The following is a 25,116-nucleotide window of genomic DNA, read 5'->3' as shown; positions in this document are numbered from 1 at the left end:
TTTAAACTAGAATGGTATCATCTATAACTTGATTATTCCATGAAATATTTTTCACACTTTTACTTTTATCGAAATAAAAATCCAGTTTTCCTAAAAGCAGTCCGGCCCAGCCTACCTGATTTACCAATACCGTCTTTCCTTTTCTGTTGCTGAACTTTTGCGGTTCCGGCAAGAAAGTATGCGTGTGACCGCCTAAGATCAAATCGATTCCATCGGTTTTTGCCGCCAAAATTTTATCTGAAATTTTGTCCGTATTGTCTTTGTAGTCATATCCAATGTGCGAAAGACAAATAACGAGATCGCATTTTTTATCGTTTCTTAAAAACTCCGAGTAATGTTGGGCGATTTCTACAGGATCTTTGTAAACCGTTTCACCATAATCTTTCTTTCCAACCAGACCCGCCAGTTCAATTCCTACACCAAAAATTCCGACTTTAATTCCGTTTTTATTAAAAACTTTATAGGGAAGGGTTTGTCCGTCGAGTATGGTATTTGTGAAATCGTAATTGGAACAGATAAACGGAAATTTCGCACTGGGCTGCACTTTTTTGAAGCCGGCCAAACCGTTATCAAAATCATGGTTTCCCATTGTAGAAGCATCGTAACCCATCATCGACATGAGTTTGAATTCGAGTTCGCCGCCAAAAAAATTGAAGTATGGCGTTCCCTGAAAAGTATCGCCCGAATCCAGCAGCAACACATTTTTGTTTTCGCTCCGGATCTTTTCGATTAAAGCGGCGCGTCTTGCAAAACCGCCCTGGTTTGGATTTCTCGTATAACTCGCCTCAAACGGTTCAATTCTGCTGTGCTGATCGTTGGTATGAAGAATCGTCAGTTTATATTCGGATTTAAGATTTAGGAGTTTAAAGTTTTCTGCCATCAACAAATTTGGCGCTAAAGTCATGGCTAAAGTCCCGCCACCAATTGTTTTTAAAAACTGCTTTCTATTCATTGGTCGTGTTTTTTCTGTTTTTAAAATTTAAACGGATATCGATTGGTGCCACAACTTGTGGATTGTTTTGAAATTTCTCAAGAAAAAGATCGCGCAGCTTAATGCCCGTCGAAATTAACTCGCCTTTCCCGAAGAAAGCCATATTATCACCACCCATTGCCAGATAGTCGGATGTCGCGATGTAATACTCTTTCGTAGCTTCCACTTCTTTTCCGTTTACGAGCTCTTTTACCGTCATTCCGTTTTCAGTTTCAATGTATAAATGGGATACGGGATTGTTTTTCTGCGTAGTCAAGTAGTAATCGAAAAGGCCTTTTAGATCAGCTCCTTTCATCTTCACAATAAGAACTTCGTTTTCGAACGGCATCACTTCGTAAATACTTTTCGTCAAAATATCACCAGCGCCTATCGTCGACCGAATTCCGCCCACATTAATTACGGCAGCATCTACTCCACCCGGAATGCCGTTTTTTTTCGCCCATTCGTCCGCACCTTCAAACGTATAATCGGCGAGGAGATTTCCCAGATTACTGTTGTCGCCCTGTTTATTTAGATCAACTGCGGTGTAAGAAATTTTTTTGTTCATCTTGCCTTCCAGTTCTTCTTTGTAAGGTTCGATAACTGTATTAAAATTTTGATCTTCCGGCAAATCTTTCGCGATGGAAATGTTTTTTTCGGTTTGAACCTGTGCAATATTGAGCGGTGCTTTACACGCAGAAAGAGACAGCGCGGCCAGACCGAATACGAGAAATTTTATTTTCATTGAGGTAAAATGTAGTGTTGCAAATATAAAGATATGAATATAAACTTCGCTTTTTTTTTCACAAATTCTCGCATTAAATTTTGTATTTTTGAAACATTAATTTTATAAGAATGAGCAATTTAAAAGGAGTTGGTGTGGCTTTGGTGACGCCGTTTAACGAACATTTATCCCTAGATTTTGAGGCCTTAACGAAACTGGTTGACTACAATATTGAGAACGGCACTAATTATCTGGTGGTTCTGGGAACCACCGCAGAAGCGGCAACCCTTTCAACAGAAGAAAAATTACAGGTAATTAATCACATTGTAAAGGCGAACAAGGGTCGCGTTCCGTTGGTTCTCGGGATTGGCGGCAATAACACGATGGAGGTGAAAAAGCAAATCGAAGAAGCTGATCTTTCCGCGTTCGAAGCCGTACTTTCCGTTTCCCCGTATTACAACAAACCGAGTCAGGAAGGGCTTTATCAGCATTACAAAATGTTGGCCGGCACCGGAAAAAAGATTATCATTTACAATGTTCCCTCAAGAACCGGACAAAATATCGAAGCCGCGACGACCTTAAGATTGGCGAAAGAGTTTCCGAATTTAATGATGATTAAAGAAGCCGCGCCGAACATTCTTCAATATTTCGATATTTTGAGACAAAAACCGGAAAACTTCACCTTGGTTTCGGGCGACGATGAATTTACGCTTCCTGTCACTTTAGCGGGCGGAAATGGGGTGATCTCTGTGATCGGACAGGGCTATCCGAAAGAATTTTCAACGATGGTTCAGCTGGCTTTCGACGGAAAAGTGAAAGAAGCCTACGAAATTCACAACAAACTCGTGGAGATTACACGCCTGATTTTCGCCGAAGGAAATCCTGCGGGAATTAAAATGGTGTTAGCCGAGAAAGGAATTATAAAAAATTATTTGCGTCTGCCTTTGGTAAGGGCGAGCGATGGTTTACAGGATAAAATTAAAGCGGAGATGAAAAATATCTAATTTTAAACCCCAAAAAATTATAGAGAAGACTTTCGAAAGGGAGTCTTTTTTTATATAAAATTTTCTGTTTGAAAAGTCCGGTAATAGTCTGCGCATTTCGCCAAATGCGTTCCGTACCAGGAAAAAGCTTCGCCATCGACCAAAATAATTTTCTGGGTTGGTAATTCTTTTTGGAGTTCCTCAATATGTTTTTGTTGAAACGGAAAAGGCTCCGTGGATAAAAAGATAAAGTCCGCATTTTTCATTTCCTCAATCGAAATTTCCGGATATCTCTTGTGGTTTTCAAATAGATTTTTGAAACCTAATTCTTGAATGATTTCGTGAATAAATGTATCCGAACCCACCGTCATATAAGGATTTTTCCAGATTAAATACGCCACCTTTTTAGGTTCAGCGGTTTTATTCAAACTAAACACCGCATTGATTTGCGCGTTAAATTTCCTGGCTGATTCTTCCTTTTTTAAGATCGTTCCGAGTTCGGTGAGGAATTGTTTGTTGTCTTCCAGCGTTTCGATATCGGTGACCCAAACGTTAAAATCTTTCATCAGTTCTTCCACCTGAATTTTGTCGTTCTCTTCTTTGTTGGCGATAATCAAGTCAGGTTTCAGCGCCCTAATTTTATCGATATTAAGATTTTTTGTCCCACCAATAACGGCGACATTTTTCACCAGGTCTTTCGGATGAATGCAGAATTTTGTTCTCCCGATTACTTCCTTATCGGTCAGACCAAAGTCGAAAAGTGTTTCTGTAAGGCTGGGAACAAGGGAAATTATCTTCATGATTTTGTGAAAATTTGAATGGGAAAGCCCAGAAAATTTCGAAAGAATTTTAAAGCATCCTACCGCTGAGAAAAAATCCGGCGATCGTAAAATAGATGATCAAGCCCGTAACATCCACCAACGTAGCAACAAACGGTGCGGAAGACGTGGCCGGATCGAGTTTCAGCCTTTTCAAAACAAACGGAATCATGGAACCGGATAGCGTACCCCAAAGCACGATTAAAACCAACGAGCAGGAAATGCTGAGGGCTACAAACATCCAGTATTCGCCGTAATCAAACAAACCCATTTTTTGCCACGCCATAATCCTAAAAAAGCCGATAAAGCCCAGAATTCCGCCCAAACAAACGCCCGAAACAATCTCTTTGCGCATGACATACCACCAGTCTTTCAGCGTGATTTCCTGCAAAGCCATCGCCCGGATGATCAAAGTTGCGGCTTGAGACCCGGAATTACCGCCACTGGAAATAATTAAAGGAACAAAAAGGGCAAGAACCACGGCTTTTTGAATTTCATGCTCAAAATAACCCATGGCCGAAGCGGTTAGCATTTCGGAAAAAAATAAAATAACGAGCCACGTTGCGCGTTTCTTGATCATTTCCGTCCAGGATGTCTGAATATACGGCAAATCGAGCGCATCTAAACCCCCGAATTTCTGAATGTCTTCCGTATTCTGGGATTCGATTTGATCTAAAATATCATCAATCGTCACAATTCCCACCAAAACTCCGGCTTCGGTGACAATCGGCAGCGCAGTGCGGTCATATTTCTCGAAGTATTGTACAGCGTCTTCTTTGGAAGTCGTTGTTGTAATGGCAACAAAATGGTTATCGGTAAGGTCGGAAATTAAAGTATCTTCTTCTGCCAAGAGCAAAGATCCGATGGCTATATCGTCGATAAGCTGGTTTCGTTCATCCACCACATAAAGATGGTTCATGGTTTCCATCTTTTTACCCACCTTTTTTATCTGCTGCAGACATTTCTGAACGGTCCATTCTTTTCGAATCTGAATGTAGTACGGCGTCATCAAACGCGCGATGGAATCCGAATCATATCCCAAAAGCTTCAGTGCAATGCGGCGTTCTTTCGGATTTAAAAGGTTGATGGAGGACTTAATGAGTTCATCCGGAAAATCCTCGAACAGGGCCGTTCTGTCATCGGGCGTCATGGCATTCAGGATCTCCGAAACCTCTTCGCTGCCGATGCTTCGAATGGTTTCTTCCTGAAAATCGGGATCTAGATGTGAAAAAACGTCGGCTTTGTACTGCTTCGGAACTTTCAGGAAAGCCAAAAGACGCTCATCAGCGTGAAGTTCGCTGAGCGTTTCTGCGATATCTGCGGGGTTAAAAACCAGTTCTTTACTTTGCACAATTTCTTTTTATAGAATTGCAAAATTAACCCAAAAACTTCCAAACAGACGAATAAAGAGGAGAAATTTAGATATAGGATTGGATTGGTGAGCGCTTTAGAAAAATCTTTTGCTTTTTGAAAAGTCTTTTGCCATGTTATTCATGGCGCCTTCGGTACCGATTTTAATAGAATTTTCGGCAGAACCCAGTATGCGCGCATTTTTTTTGAAAGTATCATAATCAGTCTGTGCCACCATCTTTCCAGCCGAATCGAACATTTTCAAACTGACGATTACCTGATTGGAAAAAATATATTTACCGAAACCTACTTTAAAATATTTCACCTTGGGTACAATGGCAAACTGCGCGTTATTATTCCGGCAAAATTCCATGATGGATTCGGCATCCACAGAATCAAAGGGAATATAAGAATCTACACGAAGCATTTTGTAATTGCGAAAATGATGGTTTTTCTCCGAAACGGCAGCATAAAAAGCCGAATACGTGGGATCTTTAATTTCTTCGATGTCCGGAAAAACTTCGGGGTTAAAATATAAAATATTGATACCCTTTAAATCTTTAAGTGTTTTGGCATTTTGCGCATAAGCTGACTGACAGGCAGTTAAAGAAATAATGGTCAGAAGAGAAAAGGTCAGGAGATAGAAATTTTTCATTATTGGGTGTTGTTGCAAAAATACTGCCATTCAGCGGATTAACAATAAAAATTTTAAGAAATTATTAACGTTTGAAAACCAAAATTTTATAAACCAATTATAGATTCGGTTTCAAATAATAATTGTACTTTTGCACCCATTACATAATAATCATTAAATAATATTGGAATGTACCTAACAACTGACACGAAGAAAGAGATCTTCGCAAAACATGGAAAGTCTGACGCAGACACAGGAAGCGCAGAAGGACAAGTTGCCCTTTTTACTTTCAGAATTAACCACCTTTCAGGTCACCTTAAAAAAAACCATAAAGATTACGCAACCGAGCGCTCTTTGGTCCTTTTGGTAGGTAAAAGAAAAGCGCTATTAGATTATCTTAAAAAGAAAGATATTAATCGATACAGAGCTATTATTGCAGAATTGGGATTAAGAAAATAATCGTTCTTCGCAACAAAAAAGAAAAGCAACTTCAATTTGAAGTTGCTTTTTTTACTTTTAAAATCCGCTTTAACATAAAAAGTTAGCAACCTATTTCTAAGTTGCTAATTGATTTTTTCGAAGTAAATTTATTCTTACACCCTTCCTCTGGTAAAGAGATTTACAATCGCCAGCAATACAATGGCACCAATTGTACCTGTTAAAATTTCGCCTACTACGCCCTCGCCCAGTCTGCCGCCTAATAACCAGTACCCAATAAAACCACCGATAATACCTACAATAATATTCCCGATTAATCCAAGGCTTCCACCTTTAAAAATTTGTGATCCTAACCAGCCTGCAATGGCTCCGATAATTAATGTCCAAAGAATTCCCATAATGTTTATTTTTAATGTTATAAATATGTTATGCGTAATTCGGTAACCAAATTTGTGCCGAAAAGCCTGCAATAATTGTTTTTTCTTAAATTTAAATCACGAAGTTATTTTGAGGTTTTAAAATCCTTTTGTTTAATCAGTTCGTGTTCAGCGGAATGACGTTCTTTTCTCTACTCTCTTTGGTAGCAGGCATACAGCGCAGAAAAACTTCCGTTTTACCCTCACAATCGGCGCTCCTGCAAAATCGCCAAATTTCCGTATATTTGCCCTCGAAAATTTAAATACATTAAATAATAACGCACTCAATACGGAGTGCCAAAGACGAACAAATTTTATGAATGCTCCACAAGCAATTATTGAAAAAATTCAATTAAGCGATGGCAGAGAAATCACCATCGAAACAGGAAAATTAGCAAAACAGGCTAATGGCGCTGTAGTAGTAACAATGGGAGGCACCATGCTTCTTGCAACGGTGGTCGCCAGCAAAGATGCGAAACCGGGTGTTGATTTCTTACCATTAACAGTAGATTACAGAGAGAAATTTTATTCCGCAGGAAAAATTCCGGGAAACTTTTTCAGAAGAGAAGCAAGACCCTCCGACGAAGAAATTTTAACAATGAGATTGGTTGACCGCGTTTTGCGTCCACTTTTTCCCTCCGATTTTCATGCAGAAGTTCAGGTGATGATTTCCCTGATTTCTTATGATAAAGAATGTATGCCGGAATCTTTGGCTGGATTAGCCGCTTCTGCTGCCATCGCAATTACCGATATTCCTTTCAACGGACCAATGTCTGAAGTAACTGTCGCCAGAATCGACGGTAAATTAGTAGTGAACCCAAGTATGGAAAATTTAGCGAAAGCTGATTTAAATATTATGGTGGGCGCCACGAAAGATTCTATCGTCATGGTAGAAGGCGAAATGGACGAAATCTCTGAACAGGAAATGATCGAAGCCATCAAATTCGCACACGAAGAAATTAAAGTTCAGGTTGCCGCGCAAGAAAGATTAGCTGAAAGAGTTGGCAAATCTCTTCCAAAAAGAGAATACACGCACGAAGACCACAACGAAGAAATTCGCGAAAAAGTTTGGGCAGCCACTTACGATAAGGTATATGAAGTTGCAAAAACTCCTTCTGCTAAAGAAGAAAGACATGAAAATTTCCAAGCGGTTTTAGAAGAATTCTTAACTCAGTATTCAGAGGAAGAATTAGAAACCGTAACTCCATACGCAAAAATCTATTTCCACGATGTAGAAAAAGAAGCAATGCGTCAAATGATCCTTAACGAAAAAATCCGTTTGGATGGAAGAACGCCGGAAACGATCCGTCCGATCTGGTCAGAAGTTGATTATTTACCCGGAGCACACGGTTCCGCCATTTTTACCAGAGGAGAAACTCAGTCCCTGACTGCAGTAACTTTAGGCTCTGTAAAAGATGCAAACATGGTCGACACGGTGGCCATCAACTACGATCAAAAATTCTTCTTACATTATAACTTCCCGCCGTTTTCAACGGGTGAAGCAAGACCTTTAAGAGGAACATCCAGAAGAGAAGTCGGTCACGGAAACCTGGCTCAAAGAGCTTTGGCGAAAATGATCCCGACAGAAAATCCTTACACCATCCGTATCGTTTCTGATATTTTAGAATCCAACGGTTCATCATCTATGGCAACGGTTTGTGCCGGAACTTTAGCGTTGATGGATGCCGGTGTTCAAATTTCAAAACCGGTTTCCGGGATTGCAATGGGTCTTGTAACTGATCCAAAATCAGGGAAATTCACGGTGCTTTCCGATATCTTAGGCGACGAAGATCACTTAGGAGACATGGACTTTAAAGTAACCGGAACGGCAGACGGAATCACCGCTTGTCAAATGGACATCAAAGTAGAAGGCTTAACCATGGACATTATGGAAAAAGCCCTGATCCAAGCGAAAGACGGAAGACTCCACATCCTGAACGAATTACTAAAAACCCTCGACGCACCAAGAGAAGATGTGAAACCACACGCTCCGAAAATGGAAGTACTGGAAATCTCCAAAGATTTCATCGGTGCCATCATCGGACCTGGAGGAAAAATCATTCAGCAGATGCAGAAAGATTTCGACACGGTTATCGCGATTGAAGAAATCGGCGAAATCGGAAGAATTGAAATCTCCGGGGTGAACAGACAAAACATCGACGCGACCATTGCAGCCATCAACGAAATCTGTTTCGTACCGGTTGTCGGCAGCGTATACAACGGTAAAGTTGTGAAAGTAATGGATTTTGGCGCCTTTGTAGCGATTGCAAAAGGAACCGAAGGTTTACTGCACATCTCCGAGATCGAATGGAGACGTCTGGACAAAGTTCCGTACAACGAAGGCGACGAAGTAGAAGTGAAATTCATGGGTTATGATGACCGTAAGAAAATGAAACTTTCGCGTAAGGTTTTGTTGGAAAGACCTCCGCGTGAAGAACGTCCACAAGGTGACAGACCGCAGAACAACGACCGCCCGAGAGAAGACCGTCCGCAAGGCGACAGACCTCAGCGCAGAGACGACCGCAGAGAAGGAAACTACAACGGCGGAAATAACCGACCGCAGCAAGGTTCTCAAAACAACAATCAATCAAACGAAGGAGAGAGTTTCAAACCTTTGAACGAAGGTGAGAATCCGACTGATGCGAAGCCGGAAGGTTTCTAATTAGAAAACCTCAGCGATATTAACTGAAGCCATCCTGACATCAAGTCGGGATGGCTTTTTTAGGTAAAAAATATAAGGCTGATCCCTTCAAAACTTTTTCCGTATCTTTTTTTTTAAATTATAAAAGATGCCTAACCTTTTTTCCAAAGTCAGAAACGCCATTGAAATCTTCAAATCAATTGATCTGGATGAACTTTCCAAAATATCCGGCAAAGTAGATCTCCCCAAAATGATGGAAGGTTTTTCGAAAATGAATGATAAGCAGATCAAGATGCTCATGCGCGCCATCGATCCCGACAAAAAGAAAAAGGAATTGCCGCCCGTAGATGGCGATTTCTACGACGTTTTCGAAACTTTGACACCCGAACAAAAAGAAATTCAGCTCAAAGTTCGCAATTTTATGGAAAACGAAGTCAAACCTTTGGTCAATGATCACTGGCTGCACGATTCTTTTCCTTTTGAAATCATCGAAAAGTTTAAAAAACTCAATGTCTGCGGCGTCACTTACGAAGGCTACGGCTGTCCCGGTTTGCCTTTTTTAATGGAGGGCGTTCTCGCTATGGAAATGGCGCGGGTTGATGCCTCAGTCGCGACTTTCTTTGGCGTGCAGTCCGGACTTTCCATGGGTTCCATTTACCTCTGCGGCTCCGAAGCTCAGAAAGAAAAATGGTTGCCGCAAATGCAGCAGTTCGAAAAGATCGGCGCCTTTGGTTTGACGGAGCCCGACGTCGGTTCCGGCGCCGCGGGCGGTTTAACCACGACCTGTAAAAAAACGCCCGAAGGTTATATCTTAAACGGCCAGAAAAAATGGATCGGCAACGCCACTTTTGCAGATGTCATTATCATTTGGGCCAGAAGTCTGGATGACGGCGAAGTGAAAGGTTTCATCCTGGAAAAAGACAATCCCGGCTTCAAAGTCGAAAAGATTAAAGGCAAGATGGCGCTCCGAATTGTGCAAAACGGCTTGATCACTTTGACCAACTGTTTGATCACCGAGGAAAATAAACTGGAACACGCCAATTCTTTCAAAGATACCGGAAATGTCCTGCGCATGACGCGCGCCGGCGTGGCGTGGATGGCGACCGGTTGCGCTCGCGGCGCGTACGAAAGTGCTCTCGCCTACACCAAAACGCGCGAACAGTTTGGCAAACCCATCGCCTCTTTCCAGATGATCCAGGGACATTTGGTAGAAATGCTTTCCAATCTGACGGCCATGCAAACCATGGTTTTCCGCCTGTCTGAAATGCAGGACGAAGGCATTTTAAAAGATGAGCACGCCTCTTTGGCGAAAGTGTTCTGTACTTTAAGAACCCGCGATATCGTTTCCCGCGCGCGCGAAGTGCTCGGTGGAAACGGCATTTTACTGGAATACGACGTTGCCAGATTTGTCGCCGATGCCGAAGCCATTTATTCCTACGAAGGCACGAAGGAAATTAATTCTTTGATCGTGGGGCGGAGTATTACGGGGTTTAGTGCGTTTGTTTAAGATTGATGCTGTTTTATTTTTGATTATTATTTAGAAAGAATCTACACGTCATTAATTCTATCTAATACATTTTTTAGATCAAAATTAGGAGGTAGAGGTTTAAATTCTTTACTATCATTTATTGATGTTTTTATTCTTTGAAAATCGCGCAATTTTTTGGTGTTTATTTCTCCAGTTATTATCAAATCATTTGTTCCGCCTTTTAACTTTAAAATATCTTTAACGGCAGACTCTGTTGGTTGTGAAAGTCTGGTATCTCCGAAATTACTTGTATTTACTTGAGCGACATAACAATGTAAATCTCTTGTAGAGGCCTCAACAATATTTGAAAAATATGGAGTGTCTTTATTCCATTCAATCCCAATTAATAAATCTATTTTTCCTTTCAATTTTTCTCGTTGAGTAATATTTGCCATTTCAAAACAATAACAAACGGAAAAGTATAAATTACGCCAGTTTATGATTTGAGCAAGTTCCGTTTTTGGTTTTGGAACAATTAAGTGATTTTTATTTATTAAATTTTCTTCACCTGGAGAGTAATTATTTTTTAATCTTAAAATTATAGTTGCATCCTTAATTCCATTTACTTCCACTGGTAAAATTGTTGCAACAAAATTGAAAGATGTTTTATTTAAAGTTATATGTTCTAATCCCGTAACTATTAAAGTTCCATTGTCAACCGAATATCTAGAAAGCGTTGACAGTAAGTTTATTGGAATAAAGCATTCAGGAAATAAGAGTAAATCTGTATGTTCTTCTCTCGCTTTTTTCAGAATATTCGCTAACTTATTATATCTTTCTGAAGTTAAATTTGGAGATTTTAAAATGCTATTGAGAATATTATCCTCTTCTATTTTTGTATTTGCAAAGGCAATTTTAGGTTTTGTGATTTTATTCTCGTTATTAACTACAAAATTATTCACATTTTTAATATAAAACTTCTTTTTTATATCTTCATTTGTTTCATAGTTATTGTCATGATTAGTGTTTCCTAATAAATATATATTAAATGCATCATCTAGATAACTTTGTTCTAAACGTTTTTCAGATTTTTTAAAATCTTGAGCTACCTCATCATATATATCTTCTTCTATAATAATAGGTTCAAAATCATATAAAATATCTGTTTTTAAATATCCATCATTATCTATTTGTAAATCTTTTATTTTGGAAAATTTGTTTAATTGCTTAAAGGACGATGCTATGCAACATTCCCAGAACTTAATTGGTCTTGGAGAATCTTTCAGCAAATCTTCATCCAGATTAAATGATTCGATATGCGTTTTTCTATCTACTAAATTTAAAGATTTTTTAGTACTTGCTTTTGTATAATTTAATAATGGAATAACAACATAATGATGTCTGATCATATTCGAATTTCTATATCTAACAGCTTGATAACTCTTAGGATCAAGAAAATCTAGTGAAGAAGTGAAAAGTATATAATTTTTATTTTTTTGTCTATTTGCACCAAATTCATAATATCTTTTAATATCCGAACTTTTAAAAAAATTCAGGTTTAATGAAATTGATATTTCGTGCGAACAGAACAGATGAGTAACAAGTGAATTTTGCAAATTAATTATTACTTCTTTGTCATATTTTTTATTAGTTGAGATTTTATCAATTTGTTCAAGACAATGGAAAAGAAAATCGACATAATTATGTGGAAGGTTATTTACTAAAAATAAGGTCAGTATTTTTTCCCACAATCTATAAAATGTTAAAACGTTTTCTCCTTTAAAAAAATTAATAATCTTTTTTTGCTCTTTATCTGATAAAATATTTTGATTTCTCAATGCCAAATTTATTTTATGAGATAAATATACTGATAGACCAAATTTATTCTCTTTGTAATCTTTTAAGGTTTTTATTTTTCCTTCTGAGCCATCATAGTTCAAGTAATATGCGCTGTCTTCAAAAATAGTATCATCTTCATTATCATTTGGCATATCTCTGAACTCACTTGATTTTTCTTCTAATTCTTTTTTTAATTTATCTATAACGATACTTGATTCGTCCTTATCAAAAAAATGTAAAATAGTTTTTTCACTTTGGAAAAAAAGTGAGGGATATGCATTCAGTTTAAAAATTCTTGATTCCATTGAAGTAGAATCTGAATTACTGTAGAATGGGTTGTTAACTAAACTGACTATATTATGAAAATTATAAAGAATATAATTTTCAACTTCTGATAAATCGCTTTCAGTGAAATCAGCTTGGTGAAAATTATCATTTTTTGTTGCTAATTTTTCTTTATATTTTTCAAAAGAAAAAAAATAATCTAAATGCTTATCATTTTCATTTACTAGGTTTGGTTCTGATAGTACAATAAGAATATCATCGACATATCTCCCATAATATGCAGGCTTGTATTTTTCTAAAATAATTTTATCAAAATCTTTCAAATAATCATTTGCTAAAATGTAGGAAGAAAGGAGACCTATAGGTAATATAAACCTATTTAAGTTTCCATCTTTGTCTAAAATTTCATTTTTAAAATCATAAGGAATTTTATAAGATTCAAGAATTAATAGAGTATAATTTTTATGAATTTTGTGTAATATATTACCCAAATTAAAGTAAGTTTGTGAAGGTCTTAGGACTTTCTTTTCTGGAAAAATTTCTTTGTCTATTCTTACAGAATAAAAATAGTCTTTTATGTCAAGATTTAAAAATAACACATTTTTGTCTTTATCAAGTAATTCTTTTGCGGAATTAACAGCTCCATCTCTCCATTTTTGATATTGTTTAAAGTAAGGTTTAAACAAAGAGCTACCTTGAAGCACATTTTCATTATTTTTATTCAGAAATAACCTATTCCCAATACATTCATCTAATAATTTTGCGTCTATTTTTACCCCTTCTATCATCAACCACAAAACAGATAAAATGTGAATTTCAATTGGAGCTTCAATAAATGCGGTAACTTTATCAAGAAAATATTTATCTTTTATTCTTCTGTTAGATACAATTGAACCTATTTTTTCTTCATTTTTTATTTTTTTCGGTAAAATTGTAATGTCAATTTCCTTAATTAAAGTTTCGTAAAATTCTGGATTTTCGTGAAATTTATTAAGTTGTTCTGTAATTATTTCTAATTTTTGATCTACTGTTATATCAGTAGAACCAAAAGAAAATTTTTTGTTATCCTTATTTACATATTTATTATAACGATTATTAAAAATAGATAAGTAAAATAGATCGTCAGGACCTTTAATATTTGTTTCAAATTCTACAATCTTTTCTCTAAGCAATAATTCTCCAGAATCATAGTATACATAGGATTTCAATTTAAAATATGCTGTTTTTAATTGTTCTTTAGTAAAAAAGTAGTTTGTCATAAAGTTTTAATTTCATTAAATTTAAGAATAATAATCAAAGAATATTACGGTTTCCCATAATCACTAGTGTCCCAAAAAATTTTCTCGTAATTTTCCCACAATTTCAAAACATACCCGTGTACAACTATCCCCCAAAGGTCAGCGAGAAAAATATCTGGAAAACCCTGCTGAAGTTGAACAGCAATCCGATCGCTATTATTTCGAAGAATTTTCAGGACTTGGGAGAAACGTATACCTTGAATTCTTTTTTGGTGAAAAAGCGTTTTGTCTTTAGCCGCGATCCCGACCTGTTTGATTATGTGTTGCGGAAGAACCAAAAGAATTATGAGAAATCTGCCATTCAAACCCATGTTTTAGGGAAATATCTGGGCAAAGGTTTACTGACGAATACGGGCAAAAGCTGGCTGAAACAACGCCGCCTCGTGCAGCCCAATTTCAGCACCAAAAATATTGAACTGCTGCGTCAAACCATGATCGATGAGATCAACGCCATCCTGGAAAGTCAGCTAAAAGACGAAACCATCGATCTTTATAGGATGACCAACAGTCTCACTTTTAATATCATCGCCAAAACTTTATTTGGTAATTCCATCGACTATACGCAGATCCTGAGGATTTCAGATTCTATCACGGAAATTCAGAAAATGTTCATCAAAGAAGTGCGAAAACCATTCTTGATGTCCTGGTATAAAATTTCGGGACAGCTGAAAAAACACCTCCAACTGTCCGAGGAAATGCGCGCGGTTTTCCGCGAAATTATTCTGAAAAGACAAAATGAAACGGGTGAATTTAATGACATCCTGCAAAATCTTTTGAACAGCAGATACGAAGACAGCAGCGAACCCATGGCGATGGAACAGTTGATCGACGAGATCATTATCCTTTTCGTGGCCGGACATGAAACTTCGGCGAATGCGTTGGCTTTCACCCTCTTTTTAATCGAAAATGATGAGCACGAAAAGCACTTGCTCATAAAGGAAATCGATAATCTCGGCGAAGATTTTTTAGCCTTAAAAACTTTGTTTGGAAATTCAAAAACAATGACCATCATCAAAGAATCTTTGCGTTTGTATCCGCCCGCGTGGATCATTGACCGCGTGGCTTTGGAAGATGATTCTTTCAAAGACTTCTCCTGGGAAAAAGGCACGATCGTAGAATTTTTGATGTATGATATGCACAGAAACTCTGCTTATTGGGAGCAACCCGACTCTTTTCTGCCCGAAAGATTTTTGGAGGAAGATATTAAGAATAAACCTTACTTTCCCTTTGGTAATGGCGCAAGATACTGCATCGGCGAACATTTTGCCTACATGGAGATGATTCTTTTCCTGAGGTTATTTTATAAAAAATACGATCTGGAACTGGAGACGAAAGAAATGAAAACCATCGCGCTGATTACTTTACGACCAGTTGAACTCCGCGGGAAAATCATCACCAACCTGCACCATTAAACATAAACAATATGCTGCTCACCAAAATAAAAACCTCCCCCAAAACCATCGATTTCAAAGAAGTCATTTCCTATATCGATGAACATTACGATTTCACGCCCACTAAATTCACCAATGGAAATACGGTAAATGAAGCCAATGAAAATAATGGTTCCTGCAAAATTTTCAGTTTCGCACAGTTGAATAAGCTCTCAGCAGAGGAGACTTTATCTCTGTTTGGCGATTTCTACAGAACTGATGTTTTGCAAAACCCGGCCGGAAAGGACCACCAAAATATCCGAAATTTCATGCAGTCCGGCTGGGAGGGGATTTTATTTGAAGGCGAGGCGCTGCGGAAAAAATAAGGATTTATTCTGGGTTCAGACTTGATAACCACGACTTTGGCAGGATTTTAAGTGCGCTACTCTCCCTACAATAACACCTTCAAAACAATCACATGGTTTTAAAAAATTATTTCATCCTTGCGGCATTTGCTTTAACATTCCAAAATTGCCAAAGCACATTCAGTTCAAAAAATGCCGGCGACACCCTAACAAAGGTCGAATGGTCCAATTACGGCGGTATGCGGGGTTACGTTGAAAAAGTAATCGTTACGAAAGGCAATGTTTATCAGACGACTTATACCACGATGAACGATAATGAAACCACGAAAAACACCTACGAAATTTCAGCAGAAAGATGGAATAATCTGGTGGAGGCCTTTAATCTTGCAGATTTTAAAAAGGTAAAAGATGGGCCAAGTCAACTGCCATTTGACGGTGCCGATCAAAAAATTATTGTTCATACGGCAGTCGGCTCAGACTCCATCATCAATGGGTTTGAGGATCAGGCGAACTACTCCAGGATTTCTAAATTCAAGAATCTTCTGGAGCAGTTCAGGTTGGAAAAGAAATAATTGCTAATCAGATAAAAGATTTATTGTCAGATTCGTTGAAATTAAACGCACGTCAGTAGAATTTAGATTTACAATTTAAAAGCATTTGGCCAACTTATTGCAATTTCAGTTTCAAATAAATTATTATGAAAAAGACAATATTTAGAAGGCTGCTGATGTTGGTAGCGCCGCTGGCGATTGGGTACGTAATGAAAAAGCTGCAAAGTAAAAAACGAACCAGCGTCCCAACACGATAAGCTGAAAAACCAAACCTCATTTGAAAATGAGGTTTTTTTATTTAGATGAAATCGTAAAGTCCGTTCTTCCAGCCCAGAATTTTGGTCGAATCTGCGCCCAGCCAGTTTTTCAGCACCGTCGCATAGACTTTCCGGAAATCTTCGGTATAAATAAGATCGCCGTCGCTGAGTATACTTAAATCAGGCAAGGCGTTCAGAATTCCTTTCTTTTTTAAACCTCCCGAAGCAAAAAACATTTGGTTCGCCGTGCCGTGATCGGTTCCTCTGCTGGCATTTTGGGAAACCCTGCGCCCAAATTCAGAGAAGGTCATCAACAAAACATCGTCAAACCGACCGTTGGCTTTCAAATCTTTTACAAAGGCTTTCACCGCGTCATTGATTTCCGTGAAAAGCTGCGTCTGACGCTGATTTTGACTCACGTGCGTATCAAAACTTCCGACGGAAAGATAATAGACCTTCGTGTTGATATCGGAATTGATGAGCGAGGCAATATTCCTGAAGTCCTTTCCCAAAGCCGTATCCGGGTAATTGCCGCTAGTCTGTTTACTTTTGCTTTTTTCCAGAATATAGCCGGCGTTATTGAGGGTCGACCCCATCGTTTGGTAGAGATATTCTACGGTTTCGTCGGCATGATCGTGCGACTCATACAACGATTTGAAATATTTTTCCTGAGAGGTCTGGTACATTCGCTGCGGATCTTTGAAGGCAAATGCTTTTTTCTCTTTCCCTTTTAAAGCCAAACTCAACATATCGTCAATTTCTAATGCTTGTGTTGGATGATCACACTTATAACACGCTTCGTCCAAATATCTTCCGACCCAGCCCGTCTCTAAAAACTCGTCACTTCTGCTCGCAGATTGCCAAATATCCATACTTCGAAAATGTGATTTATCCGGATTTGGATAGCCGACATTGTTCAGAACCGCCAGTTCGCCACCGTCGAAAAGTTCTTTAAAATAACTTAATCCGGGATTTATTCCAGCTTCATCGGTTAGTTTAAGCGCATCTTTAATGGCGATATTCTCGCGCTCCCGAAAATAAATGTCGTTGCGCGTCGGAACGATCGTATTCAGGCCATCGTTGCCGCCGCTGAACTGCAGCACGACAAGAATGCGATTTTCCTTCGCCAAAGCCTCCGGCAAAGTCATTGACTTCAGAAAATTCGGCATCATCAGTGAAGCGGTTGCGAGGGAAGAAACTTTTAAAAAGTCGCGTCTTATAAGCAGCATTGTAAGCGTATTTGAGTGATTGAAAAACTGAGTTATGGAGGGGGTTTCTTAAGACTACATCATTTGATATTCCGGCGTCGACATGGTATTAATGACTTTCGATTTGACTGATGATCCCGAATACTGCGCCAGACTTTTATCTAAACATACCGGCTTTTTCTGGAGGAGATAGTCGGAAATATTTTTCGATTTAAAGGTGCCCTCCACCAAATTCCAGTCGATAACGATCCCGGGATTTTTGAGACCTTTCGCATAATTCTGCGGTTTTTTCAAACCCATATCCACGTCGTCATCGGCTTTGGGCTGCACTTCGAGCGGTTTTAATCCGGACCAGATCTGCGGAAGCTGCAATCTTAACATTAGGGTTGAACTGTCGATCCAGGATTTTCCGGAGGGCCAGCCCGCAACATTCGGCGGGTAAAGAAGCATTTGTCCGAGGAGTTTTTGATAGATAATCAGATTTTCCGGCTTGGCGATTTCCATGGGAAGGGTGCGCATGATGCCCGCCATGAGTTCGATGGGCGATTTAATTTTACTGCCGATATTCTCTTCGCTGTAAAACCATTTCGCCGTGAAAATTTCCGTCATTAAATCTTTGATATCATATTTCGAGGCGTGAAACTGCTCACTTAAATGCTGAACGATTTTCGGATTTACCTTTTCATTCACGAAGAATTTATAGATTTTAGTAACGATGAAGGTAGACGTGGCTTTTTGACCCAGAATAATCTGCAGAACATCATTACCGTCGAAGTTCCCCGATTTTCCCAGAAATGTTTTCGTATCGAAGTCGTGTTGCTTGGGTCTTTCGAAAAAATTTCCGTTGGGCAGATAACTCCAGCCCGTAAAGGCTCGTGCTCCTTCCTGAACATCTTTTTCGGTATAATTTCCACGGCCCAGCGTAAAAAGCTCCATGACTTCGCGTGCAAAATTTTCGTTGGGATGGCCTTTTTTGTTTTGTTGATTATTAAGGAACTGCAACATGGCCGGACTTTGAGAAACGGCTTTTAATAAATCGCCGAAATTGCCGAGCGATTTTTCGCGGATCGTATTTAAAAGCTGCAGGTTAAACCTGGAATTCACCACGCGCGTGGCAAAATGACCATTCCAGAAAAACGCCATTTTTTCCCGCAACTGATCCTCCGAATGCACCATTTGATCAAGAAACTTCCAATTGATTTCGAGATTGTTTTTGCGGTTTTTTCGTTGAATTTCTTTCTTTTCTTCGGCGTTCAGCTTTGCAACTTTTTGGTAATCGAATTCTTCAACGGCGCCGTCCAAAACAATGGGTTGGAAGGGATGAATTTTGATTAAATTTTTCCAGATGCTGTCGAGGGAAGTTTGGGTCAGTGTTTCGAGCTGAGTGAGATCCGGCCCGAAACCGGCGCGTAAAAGCAGATGTTTATTTTTTTGGAACTGGGGAATGGTCATCGGAACGATTTGCACGTTGGATGGGGAGAAATAAGATAGGTTAAAGTGGGGAGCGGAAAAAAGGTTATTCCAGAAAATTTTTAAGCTTTTGTGACTTTTGTGGTTGAAAAAAACTTTAACCATTAAGTTTTTGGAAGGAATTAAGGGAATTGAGATTTCCTTCGGAAATTGAATGCATTAACTTAAAGTGACCGAAGCTAATGTGATCTTTTAAAACTTTAGAAAGCAAAAACTTCTGTGACTAATGTGGTTAAACAGTTTGTAATTGAACCATTAAGATATTAAGGTGATTAAGATTTTTGTTGAAACATTTCTAACGCGAAGTTTCATGGTCTTTCAGAAAAATTTTGTGACTTTTGTGGTTGAAAAAAACTTTAACCATTAAGTTTTTGATAAAGGAGTTAAGGGAATTAAGATTTCCTTCGGAAATTATATGCTTTACACAAAAAGCTGAGAATTATTTGTAATCTTTTAAAATTTTAGAAAGCGAAAACTTCTGTGATTAATGTGGTTAAACAGTTTGTAATTGAACCATTAAGATATTAAGGTGATAAGATTTTTGCTGAAACATTTCTGACGCGAAGTTTCATCGTCTTTCAGAAAACTTTTGTGACTTTTGTGGTTGAAAAAAACTTTAACCATTAAGTTTTTGGTGAAGGAGTTAAGGTAATTAAGATTTCGTTCGGAAATTGAATGCATTAACTTAAAGTGACCATAGCTAATGTGATCTTTTAAAACTTAGAAAGCGAAAACTTCTGTGACTAATGTGGTTAAACTATTTGTGATTAAACCATTAAGATATTAAGGTGATTAAGATTTTTGCTGAACATCTTGACCGGAAATGTTCGAGATTTGCCGCAACTTTAATGATTAAGACTTTTGTGACTTTGTGGTTGAAAAAAACTTAAACCATTAAGTTTTTGATGAAGAAATTAAGGGAATTAAGATTTCCTTCGGAAATTGAATGCATTACACTAAAAATTCAGAAAGCTTTTGTGACTTTGTGGTTAAATTTCCAGCACGGAAGCCGCACGATATTCTCTCAGTAAATTTTCGAAGACCTTTTCTACAGGTAAAATTTCGTCGATTAAAGCCGAAACCTGGCCGATCTCCAGTTCACCTTCTTCCAAATCACCTTCGAACATGCCTTTTTTCGACCGCGCTCTGCCGAGGGTTTCTTTCAAAGCTTCTACATTTCTGCCGGTTTCGTAAAGATTTTCTAAATCGTGGTAAAATTTATTTTTCACCATGCGCACGGGCGCAAGTTCTTTCAAGGTTAAATGCGTGTCGCCTTCCCCAAGGGAAATGATTTTGTTTTTCCAGTTCTCGTGAGAACTTGCTTCCAGGGTTGCCGCAAAGCGGGACCCGATCTGAACGCCGTCTGCACCGAGAATCATGGCGGCTTTCATCTGCGAACCCAAGGCGATTCCACCCGCAGCGATTAAGGGTTTTGAAATATGTTTCTTAACGTTTGGAATCAGGCAAAAAGTTGTGGTTTCATCACGACCGTTATGCCCGCCGGCTTCGAAACCTTCCGCAACGATGGCATCAACGCCGGCATCTTCACATTTCACCGCAAATTTGGTGGAGGAAACCACGTGAGCTACTTTCAGGCCTTCTTTCTGTAAAATTTCGGTGTAGGTTTTTGGACTTCCGGCGGAGGTGAAAACAATCTTTACTTTTTCCTCCAGGATGATCTGAATAATTTCTTCCAAATTCGGGTACAGTAAAGCAATATTGACACCAAAAGGTTTATCTGTAGCCTGTTTGCATTTCTGAATATTTTCGCGCAGAATATCGGGATACATGCTTGCAGAACCAATTAATCCCAACCCGCCGTTATTGGAAACCGCAGAAGCCAGGCGCCACCCGGAATGCCAAATCATTCCGCCCTGAATAATGGGATATTTAATGCCAAACAAACCGGTGATACTGGTTTTTTGATCTTCTACTTCTTTCATTTTTTTGGCGACCCCAAAATCTAAAAAATTGCTCATTGCGTAAATTTAATTATTTCGGGGAAAAGGAAAAAATAACGGTGCGCATTTTCCGAAAGAAAGGCACTTTTCGCACTCTGTCTTCAGAAAGTTTACGTTTTGACAATTTTATAAGAACCGGCTTTTCCGTTCCAGGTTTCGCCGTACGTTACGAATTCCAGGTAAGAAATTTTACCGTCGGTGATATCGATCACATAGCCTAAACCTTGCTTCAAACCTTTCATTTCAATGTTTTCGCCAGCGCTAAAAAGGGCATTAATATCTTCGAAAGTGATTGCTTCATCAAAATTTAGGTATTCGAAATCTACAGTCAGTCCGGTTTTCGTAACCGTACGATCTTTAACCTGCAGATATGGAAGATGCGATTTTAAGGAGGGATATTTTAGAAGCAAACCCTGCAAAAGTTCAAATTCGAGATCGTTCAGTTGTTCCATATCTATTTCGGCGTCATTAATTGTTAAGCGGGATAAATTTAAACAATTTTGAAATGAATGATGCCAAAAAACCCCGGAAAATATTTTGTAGCAATTTCCGCAACTGGTTATTAGGGGAAGAAAAACTACCTGAAATTCCAGCCCCGATTGAAGGGAAAATCCTTTTTCTTTTTCTCAAAAAAAGAAAAAGATTGGAATGAAAGCGGGTACGGTTTTTCGGAGAATTGAGAATTTCGTTGCTCCTAAAAAACAGCACTTGCATTTTGGTATTTTTTCTTGCAAAAGCTTTTTTACTCGTTGGAGACAAAAAAAATCTCTGCGCGGGGCAGAGATTTTAATTTATTTGGTTTCGGTGCTTTTTCGCCAGTCGGTTTTGAAAACACAGTCTTTATAGCGGTCGTTGATGGAGATAAAAGTGTTTGGCAACTTTTCTTTCACAAATTTTTCGACCATTTCGTTTTTCTTTTTGTTGAGCGCCATTTGCTTGATGCGGTCGTAATCCGTCGCGATATCCAATTGGTGCGCCGCAATAACGCCATCGACTTTGATGATGGAAACAATTTTTCGGTCCTGTGGCACGGTGTCCGTAAAAACATCGGTGGTGTCGCCCACATTTAAACCAGCAATCTGATAAGCAATGGTTGGCGGAAGGTTCAGTTTTTCAAGTCTGTCGCTGCCGTCTTCTGCGGTTAGAACACCGGCGTTGAATTTGGTTTTTTTATCATCGGAGAAACGGAAGGCCGCTTCTTTAAAGGTCATTTTACCGTCGATAATTAAAGTTCTGATGCTGTCGAGTTCTTTTTTCGCCGTGGCGATTTCCGCTTCGTTGGGTTCTGCTTTCAACAGAATGTGGCGCGCATCGTAATTTTTACCGCTCTTTTTCACGAGCTGAATAAGGTGATAGCCGAAATCGGATTCTACAGGATCGGACATTTCGCCTTCCTGCAGATTGAGTGCGGCTGCCTCGAAAGGTTTTACCATTTTTCCTTTGGAAATATTGGTATATAACCCGCCGTTGGAGGCAGAACCCGGATCTTCGGAGTAAATTCTGGCCTGGCTCTCGAAGGTTTCGCCGGCTAAAATATCGGCTTTAATTTTATTGAGTCTTGCAATAATTTCGTTTTTATGCGCATCCGTTAATTTCGGATACATGGAGATTTGGGATAAACTTACCTCGTCTTTCACTTCCGGAAGCTGCTGTTTGAAGGTGTTGAAAAAATCGGTTACCTCATTGGGCGTAACATCGGCTTTATCGGTAATTCTGCCATATTTGCTTTGTCCGTAATAATTATCGCTGTCAATTTTTTCGATGGCGTTTTTCATTTCGAAAGAAGTACGGAATTTGTACGTGGACAACATGGTTCTTTCATCCGGAAACTGGCCCAAAATCTGGGTGTATTTTTGATTGGCGTTTTCTTTCAGCGCCGCCGAACGGTTTTCAATTAAAGTATCGCGTTTGGCTTCGTAAATAAGAAGTTTGTTGCTGATGATGCCTTCGATAAATTCGCATCTGTTCGATACATCTGCACCTTGTTGTTTTGAGAAATTCGCCTGATCCTCAATGTCGGATTCCAGGATAATTTCGTCGCCTACCACCACTGCAATACCATCAACCAAGTCGCCCGTTTTGAGCTGTGCATTCATTTTAACCCCAAAAAAGGAAAAAACAAAAGAAAAAAGTAGGACGAATTTTATATTCTTATTCATATTGGTTTTTTAACGATTTGCAAAATTATCATTCTCCACGATATAACCTGCATTTTTTATTATAATTATTTCTTAAAATTCTTTTCCAAATCCTGACGGAATTGCGGCTGAATGGTGATTTGTGTGCGGGCTTTCTGTTGATTAATTATTTCCTGAAGTTTTTCTTCGGTTACGGCATCTTTCAAAAGATCTGCCGCTTCAGTTTGCGTCATTTGCATCGGCGGAAGAATTTTGTCGATGGCGATCACCAAGGAGCGTGCTTCCATTTTTGTTTGATGAACGCCCGGTTTGAACGGCACTTTGTATTTCGTGAAAACCTCTGCATCTTCGGACATTTCGCCTTTTTCGAAGTTCACGAGCACTTGTTTTTTATCGTTGAGTTTGCCGTAATATTTGGCTTTCAGCACCTCCCAGTTTTTGGGATCTTTAATGCCTTTTTCAATTTCTTTATTGAGGCTTTCGTCCGCGATAATGGCTACCCGACCTTCCGCACGGTTGCCCCACATAAACTTATTTTTGTTTTTATTGTAGTATTCGGTTAACCATTCGGGATGTTTGGCTACTTCTTCATTTAAATATTTCGAAAAAACGTAGTCGGAATAAAGTCCTTTTTTAAATTCGTTCATCTGGGCCCGAATGTCCTTCTGCTGCGGAAAATCTTCACTGTAAAAACTTAGAAGATCCTGCCTGTTTACGCCCTCGATCGCATCGCTCCAAAAAGCCGGACTTAATTTTTCGGCTTCCGCTTTTTTATCGCCGATGATTTTTTTCAGATCAGCCACCGTTGTTTTGTGATTTCTATACTGATAAAGTACCGCGTTGTCCTTCGCCTGCGCAAAATTCGCATAGGATTTCTTCACATTTTGATAGTCCGGAAACTCTTTATAAGTAGGATCCGATTTAAGATAAGCAATCATTTTATCCTGCAGAACTTCTCCGTAGAGAGCGCTGTTTAAATCTCTCAGAAAAAACTCTCTGTTTTTATCCGTCAAAACATAAGGCTCTACATTATAAATGTTAAAAATAAAATAGCTCTCGCCGAAAAGAATCGGTTCGGGCGTATAATAACCTGCTTTTTTGCCCTGAAACAAAGCATAAACCTCATTCGGAAGCGTCGGAGAACCCATAACCACGCCGCCGTTTTGCTTTTCGTGATCATTCGCTCCGTATAATTTGGCAACATCCTGAAAACTTTTGCCGGCTTTGAGATCGGTATAAATCTTGGCTTTCGTGGCTTCGGAATTGGCGTCTTTCGGATAGGAAATGGTTCCGAAAATCATGTATCCTAAGCTTGGGCGGGAATTTAAAACCTTTGCGAAGGCAACAAAACCCGTGTTGTCGAAGAATTTGGTGTAAGAATTATTGGGCACTGCTTTTATTTCTGCGTAAAGATCATTGTCCACACTTCCGGGTTTAATAAAAAGGGCTTTCGGGTTTCCCTTCGTATATTTGGTAATCGCGTCGTCCATCGTTATTTTCCCTGCCTTAACGTCGTTGTAAATCTGCAGATAATTATTCGTGTCTCCCGCGGCTTTTGGAACGATGAACACCTGAACTTCCTTTTCGGTTTGATTATCCTTCATATAGCCGTTCAGGACGGGATTGATGACTTCTTTCGGATAAAAAAACTTCGACCGCAATTCGCCTTCTCTCTCATTCATTTTCTCCCGGAAGGCGGCAGTGGTATCTATTTTTTTCTGTGCTGCAAACTGCTGAAGCAAAAGGAAATCCTGTGTCGCGCTGAGTGTTTTTTCGATTCCGTTATTTTCCAGACCGTACTGATATTCTTTTTTGAAATCAGCCAGAGAAATGCTGTCTTTTCCGATGATCATGTACTGCGCAGACAGGGGATTGCCCAAAGCGGCCAGTAAGGCGATAGCAAATAATTTTTTCATAAGTCCGTCTTCTTTA

General features: G+C 39.0%; 20 protein-coding genes. 7 read left to right on the top strand and 13 right to left on the bottom strand.

Annotation, left to right across the window (positions count from 1 at the left end):
- Window position 1: 1 nt before the first annotated feature.
- Window positions 2-952 carry a bifunctional UDP-sugar hydrolase/5'-nucleotidase gene (locus L0B70_RS08805; protein ID WP_235141443.1) on the bottom strand — a complete coding sequence of 317 codons (951 nt, stop codon included), beginning with the start codon at window positions 950-952 and terminating at the stop codon, window positions 2-4.
- Window positions 945-1,715, bottom strand: coding sequence for a 5'-nucleotidase C-terminal domain-containing protein (locus L0B70_RS08800; protein WP_235141442.1), 771 nt, complete (start codon window positions 1,713-1,715; stop codon window positions 945-947). The genes L0B70_RS08805 and L0B70_RS08800 overlap by 8 nt, the downstream gene beginning before the upstream one ends.
- Window positions 1,716-1,825: 110 nt before the next feature.
- On the opposite strand from L0B70_RS08800, the gene dapA reads away from it, so the two are divergent.
- The gene (gene dapA, locus L0B70_RS08795) at window positions 1,826-2,698 is read left to right on the top strand and encodes a 4-hydroxy-tetrahydrodipicolinate synthase (RefSeq protein WP_235141441.1); all 873 of its coding nucleotides are present in this window, start codon (window positions 1,826-1,828) and stop codon (window positions 2,696-2,698) included.
- Window positions 2,699-2,748: 50 nt separating this feature from the next.
- Here the strand turns inward: dapA and L0B70_RS08790 are convergent, their stop codons facing one another.
- The 3 genes from L0B70_RS08790 to L0B70_RS08780 form a co-directional block, all read right to left on the bottom strand.
- A complete protein-coding gene (locus tag L0B70_RS08790) occupies window positions 2,749-3,477 on the bottom strand; it encodes an ABC transporter substrate-binding protein (RefSeq protein WP_235141440.1) in 729 nt (242 codons plus the stop codon).
- A gap of 49 nt (window positions 3,478-3,526) precedes the next feature.
- The gene (mgtE, locus tag L0B70_RS08785; protein ID WP_235141439.1) at window positions 3,527-4,846 is read right to left on the bottom strand and encodes a magnesium transporter; all 1,320 of its coding nucleotides are present in this window, start codon (window positions 4,844-4,846) and stop codon (window positions 3,527-3,529) included.
- A 96-nt stretch (window positions 4,847-4,942) separates the two neighbouring features.
- Complete coding sequence (locus L0B70_RS08780; RefSeq protein WP_235141438.1) at window positions 4,943-5,500, bottom strand: pyruvate decarboxylase; 558 nt, start codon at window positions 5,498-5,500, stop codon at window positions 4,943-4,945.
- A gap of 168 nt (window positions 5,501-5,668) precedes the next feature.
- Between L0B70_RS08780 and rpsO the strand changes: the two genes are divergently transcribed.
- A complete protein-coding gene (gene rpsO / locus L0B70_RS08775) occupies window positions 5,669-5,938 on the top strand; it encodes a 30S ribosomal protein S15 (protein WP_235141437.1) in 270 nt (89 codons plus the stop codon).
- A gap of 134 nt (window positions 5,939-6,072) precedes the next feature.
- On the opposite strand, the gene L0B70_RS08770 is transcribed toward rpsO, so the two are convergent.
- Window positions 6,073-6,315: a GlsB/YeaQ/YmgE family stress response membrane protein gene (locus L0B70_RS08770; RefSeq protein ID WP_235141436.1), complete on the bottom strand. Its 243-nt coding sequence runs from the start codon at window positions 6,313-6,315 to the stop codon at window positions 6,073-6,075.
- A 334-nt stretch (window positions 6,316-6,649) separates the two neighbouring features.
- On the opposite strand from L0B70_RS08770, the gene L0B70_RS08765 reads away from it, so the two are divergent.
- On the top strand, window positions 6,650-8,995 hold the full coding sequence (locus L0B70_RS08765) for a polyribonucleotide nucleotidyltransferase (RefSeq protein ID WP_235141435.1): 2,346 nt from the start codon (window positions 6,650-6,652) through the stop codon (window positions 8,993-8,995).
- Window positions 8,996-9,122: 127 nt separating this feature from the next.
- On the top strand, window positions 9,123-10,481 hold the full coding sequence (locus L0B70_RS08760; RefSeq protein ID WP_235141434.1) for an acyl-CoA dehydrogenase family protein: 1,359 nt from the start codon (window positions 9,123-9,125) through the stop codon (window positions 10,479-10,481).
- Window positions 10,482-10,522: 41 nt separating this feature from the next.
- Here L0B70_RS08760 and L0B70_RS08755 read toward each other — a convergent pair whose 3' ends face one another.
- On the bottom strand, window positions 10,523-13,825 hold the full coding sequence (locus tag L0B70_RS08755) for a reverse transcriptase domain-containing protein (RefSeq protein WP_235141433.1): 3,303 nt from the start codon (window positions 13,823-13,825) through the stop codon (window positions 10,523-10,525).
- 116 nt (window positions 13,826-13,941) lie between these two features.
- Between L0B70_RS08755 and L0B70_RS08750 the strand changes: the two genes are divergently transcribed.
- The 3 genes from L0B70_RS08750 to L0B70_RS08740 all read left to right on the top strand — a co-directional run bounded on the left by L0B70_RS08750 (window position 13,942) and on the right by L0B70_RS08740 (window position 16,171).
- The gene (locus L0B70_RS08750) at window positions 13,942-15,276 is read left to right on the top strand and encodes a cytochrome P450 (protein WP_235141432.1); all 1,335 of its coding nucleotides are present in this window, start codon (window positions 13,942-13,944) and stop codon (window positions 15,274-15,276) included.
- Window positions 15,277-15,287: 11 nt separating this feature from the next.
- A complete protein-coding gene (locus L0B70_RS08745) occupies window positions 15,288-15,620 on the top strand; it encodes a HopJ type III effector protein (RefSeq protein WP_235141431.1) in 333 nt (110 codons plus the stop codon).
- 92 nt (window positions 15,621-15,712) lie between these two features.
- Complete coding sequence (locus tag L0B70_RS08740) at window positions 15,713-16,171, top strand: hypothetical protein (RefSeq protein ID WP_235141430.1); 459 nt, start codon at window positions 15,713-15,715, stop codon at window positions 16,169-16,171.
- Window positions 16,172-16,448: 277 nt separating this feature from the next.
- Here L0B70_RS08740 and L0B70_RS08735 read toward each other — a convergent pair whose 3' ends face one another.
- The 6 genes from L0B70_RS08735 to L0B70_RS08710 all read right to left on the bottom strand — a co-directional run bounded on the left by L0B70_RS08735 (window position 16,449) and on the right by L0B70_RS08710 (window position 25,100).
- Window positions 16,449-17,636, bottom strand: a complete 1,188-nt coding sequence (locus L0B70_RS08735) for a DUF1501 domain-containing protein (RefSeq protein ID WP_235141429.1) — start codon at window positions 17,634-17,636, stop codon at window positions 16,449-16,451.
- Window positions 17,637-17,690: 54 nt separating this feature from the next.
- Window positions 17,691-19,067, bottom strand: coding sequence for a DUF1800 family protein (locus tag L0B70_RS08730; protein WP_235141428.1), 1,377 nt, complete (start codon window positions 19,065-19,067; stop codon window positions 17,691-17,693).
- A 1,007-nt stretch (window positions 19,068-20,074) separates the two neighbouring features.
- Window positions 20,075-21,028 carry a nitronate monooxygenase family protein gene (locus L0B70_RS08725; protein WP_235143579.1) on the bottom strand — a complete coding sequence of 318 codons (954 nt, stop codon included), beginning with the start codon at window positions 21,026-21,028 and terminating at the stop codon, window positions 20,075-20,077.
- Between the two features lie 128 nt (window positions 21,029-21,156).
- Window positions 21,157-21,498, bottom strand: coding sequence for a hypothetical protein (locus tag L0B70_RS08720; protein ID WP_235141427.1), 342 nt, complete (start codon window positions 21,496-21,498; stop codon window positions 21,157-21,159).
- 339 nt (window positions 21,499-21,837) lie between these two features.
- On the bottom strand, window positions 21,838-23,205 hold the full coding sequence (locus L0B70_RS08715; protein ID WP_407929689.1) for a peptidylprolyl isomerase: 1,368 nt from the start codon (window positions 23,203-23,205) through the stop codon (window positions 21,838-21,840).
- A 65-nt stretch (window positions 23,206-23,270) separates the two neighbouring features.
- Window positions 23,271-25,100, bottom strand: coding sequence for a peptidylprolyl isomerase (locus L0B70_RS08710; RefSeq protein ID WP_235141425.1), 1,830 nt, complete (start codon window positions 25,098-25,100; stop codon window positions 23,271-23,273).
- Window positions 25,101-25,116: the final 16 nt, after the last annotated feature.

It is taken from the genome of Kaistella sp. 97-N-M2, from assembly GCF_021513235.1.
Taxonomy (GTDB): domain Bacteria; phylum Bacteroidota; class Bacteroidia; order Flavobacteriales; family Weeksellaceae; genus Kaistella.
Note: the sequence above shows the minus strand (reverse complement) of the source record. Positions and strands in the feature narration are given on the sequence as shown.

Bases quoted from the DNA above. Each gene is read 5' to 3' on its own strand.
- L0B70_RS08805 (WP_235141443.1), bottom strand. From the start codon at position 952: ATGAATAGAAAGCAGTTTTTAAAAACAATTGGTGGCGGGACTTTAGCC.
- L0B70_RS08800 (WP_235141442.1), bottom strand. From the start codon at position 1,715: ATGAAAATAAAATTTCTCGTATTCGGTCTGGCCGCGCTGTCTCTTTCT.
- dapA (WP_235141441.1), top strand. From the start codon at position 1,826: ATGAGCAATTTAAAAGGAGTTGGTGTGGCTTTGGTGACGCCGTTTAAC.
- L0B70_RS08790 (WP_235141440.1), bottom strand. From the start codon at position 3,477: ATGAAGATAATTTCCCTTGTTCCCAGCCTTACAGAAACACTTTTCGAC.
- L0B70_RS08780 (WP_235141438.1), bottom strand. From the start codon at position 5,500: ATGAAAAATTTCTATCTCCTGACCTTTTCTCTTCTGACCATTATTTCT.
- rpsO (WP_235141437.1), top strand. From the start codon at position 5,669: ATGTACCTAACAACTGACACGAAGAAAGAGATCTTCGCAAAACATGGA.
- L0B70_RS08770 (WP_235141436.1), bottom strand. From the start codon at position 6,315: ATGGGAATTCTTTGGACATTAATTATCGGAGCCATTGCAGGCTGGTTA.
- L0B70_RS08765 (WP_235141435.1), top strand. From the start codon at position 6,650: ATGAATGCTCCACAAGCAATTATTGAAAAAATTCAATTAAGCGATGGC.
- L0B70_RS08760 (WP_235141434.1), top strand. From the start codon at position 9,123: ATGCCTAACCTTTTTTCCAAAGTCAGAAACGCCATTGAAATCTTCAAA.
- L0B70_RS08755 (WP_235141433.1), bottom strand. From the start codon at position 13,825: ATGACAAACTACTTTTTTACTAAAGAACAATTAAAAACAGCATATTTT.
- L0B70_RS08745 (WP_235141431.1), top strand. From the start codon at position 15,288: ATGCTGCTCACCAAAATAAAAACCTCCCCCAAAACCATCGATTTCAAA.
- L0B70_RS08740 (WP_235141430.1), top strand. From the start codon at position 15,713: ATGGTTTTAAAAAATTATTTCATCCTTGCGGCATTTGCTTTAACATTC.
- L0B70_RS08735 (WP_235141429.1), bottom strand. From the start codon at position 17,636: ATGCTGCTTATAAGACGCGACTTTTTAAAAGTTTCTTCCCTCGCAACC.
- L0B70_RS08730 (WP_235141428.1), bottom strand. From the start codon at position 19,067: ATGACCATTCCCCAGTTCCAAAAAAATAAACATCTGCTTTTACGCGCC.
- L0B70_RS08725 (WP_235143579.1), bottom strand. From the start codon at position 21,028: ATGAAAGAAGTAGAAGATCAAAAAACCAGTATCACCGGTTTGTTTGGC.
- L0B70_RS08720 (WP_235141427.1), bottom strand. From the start codon at position 21,498: ATGGAACAACTGAACGATCTCGAATTTGAACTTTTGCAGGGTTTGCTT.
- L0B70_RS08715 (WP_407929689.1), bottom strand. From the start codon at position 23,205: ATGAATAAGAATATAAAATTCGTCCTACTTTTTTCTTTTGTTTTTTCC.
- L0B70_RS08710 (WP_235141425.1), bottom strand. From the start codon at position 25,100: ATGAAAAAATTATTTGCTATCGCCTTACTGGCCGCTTTGGGCAATCCC.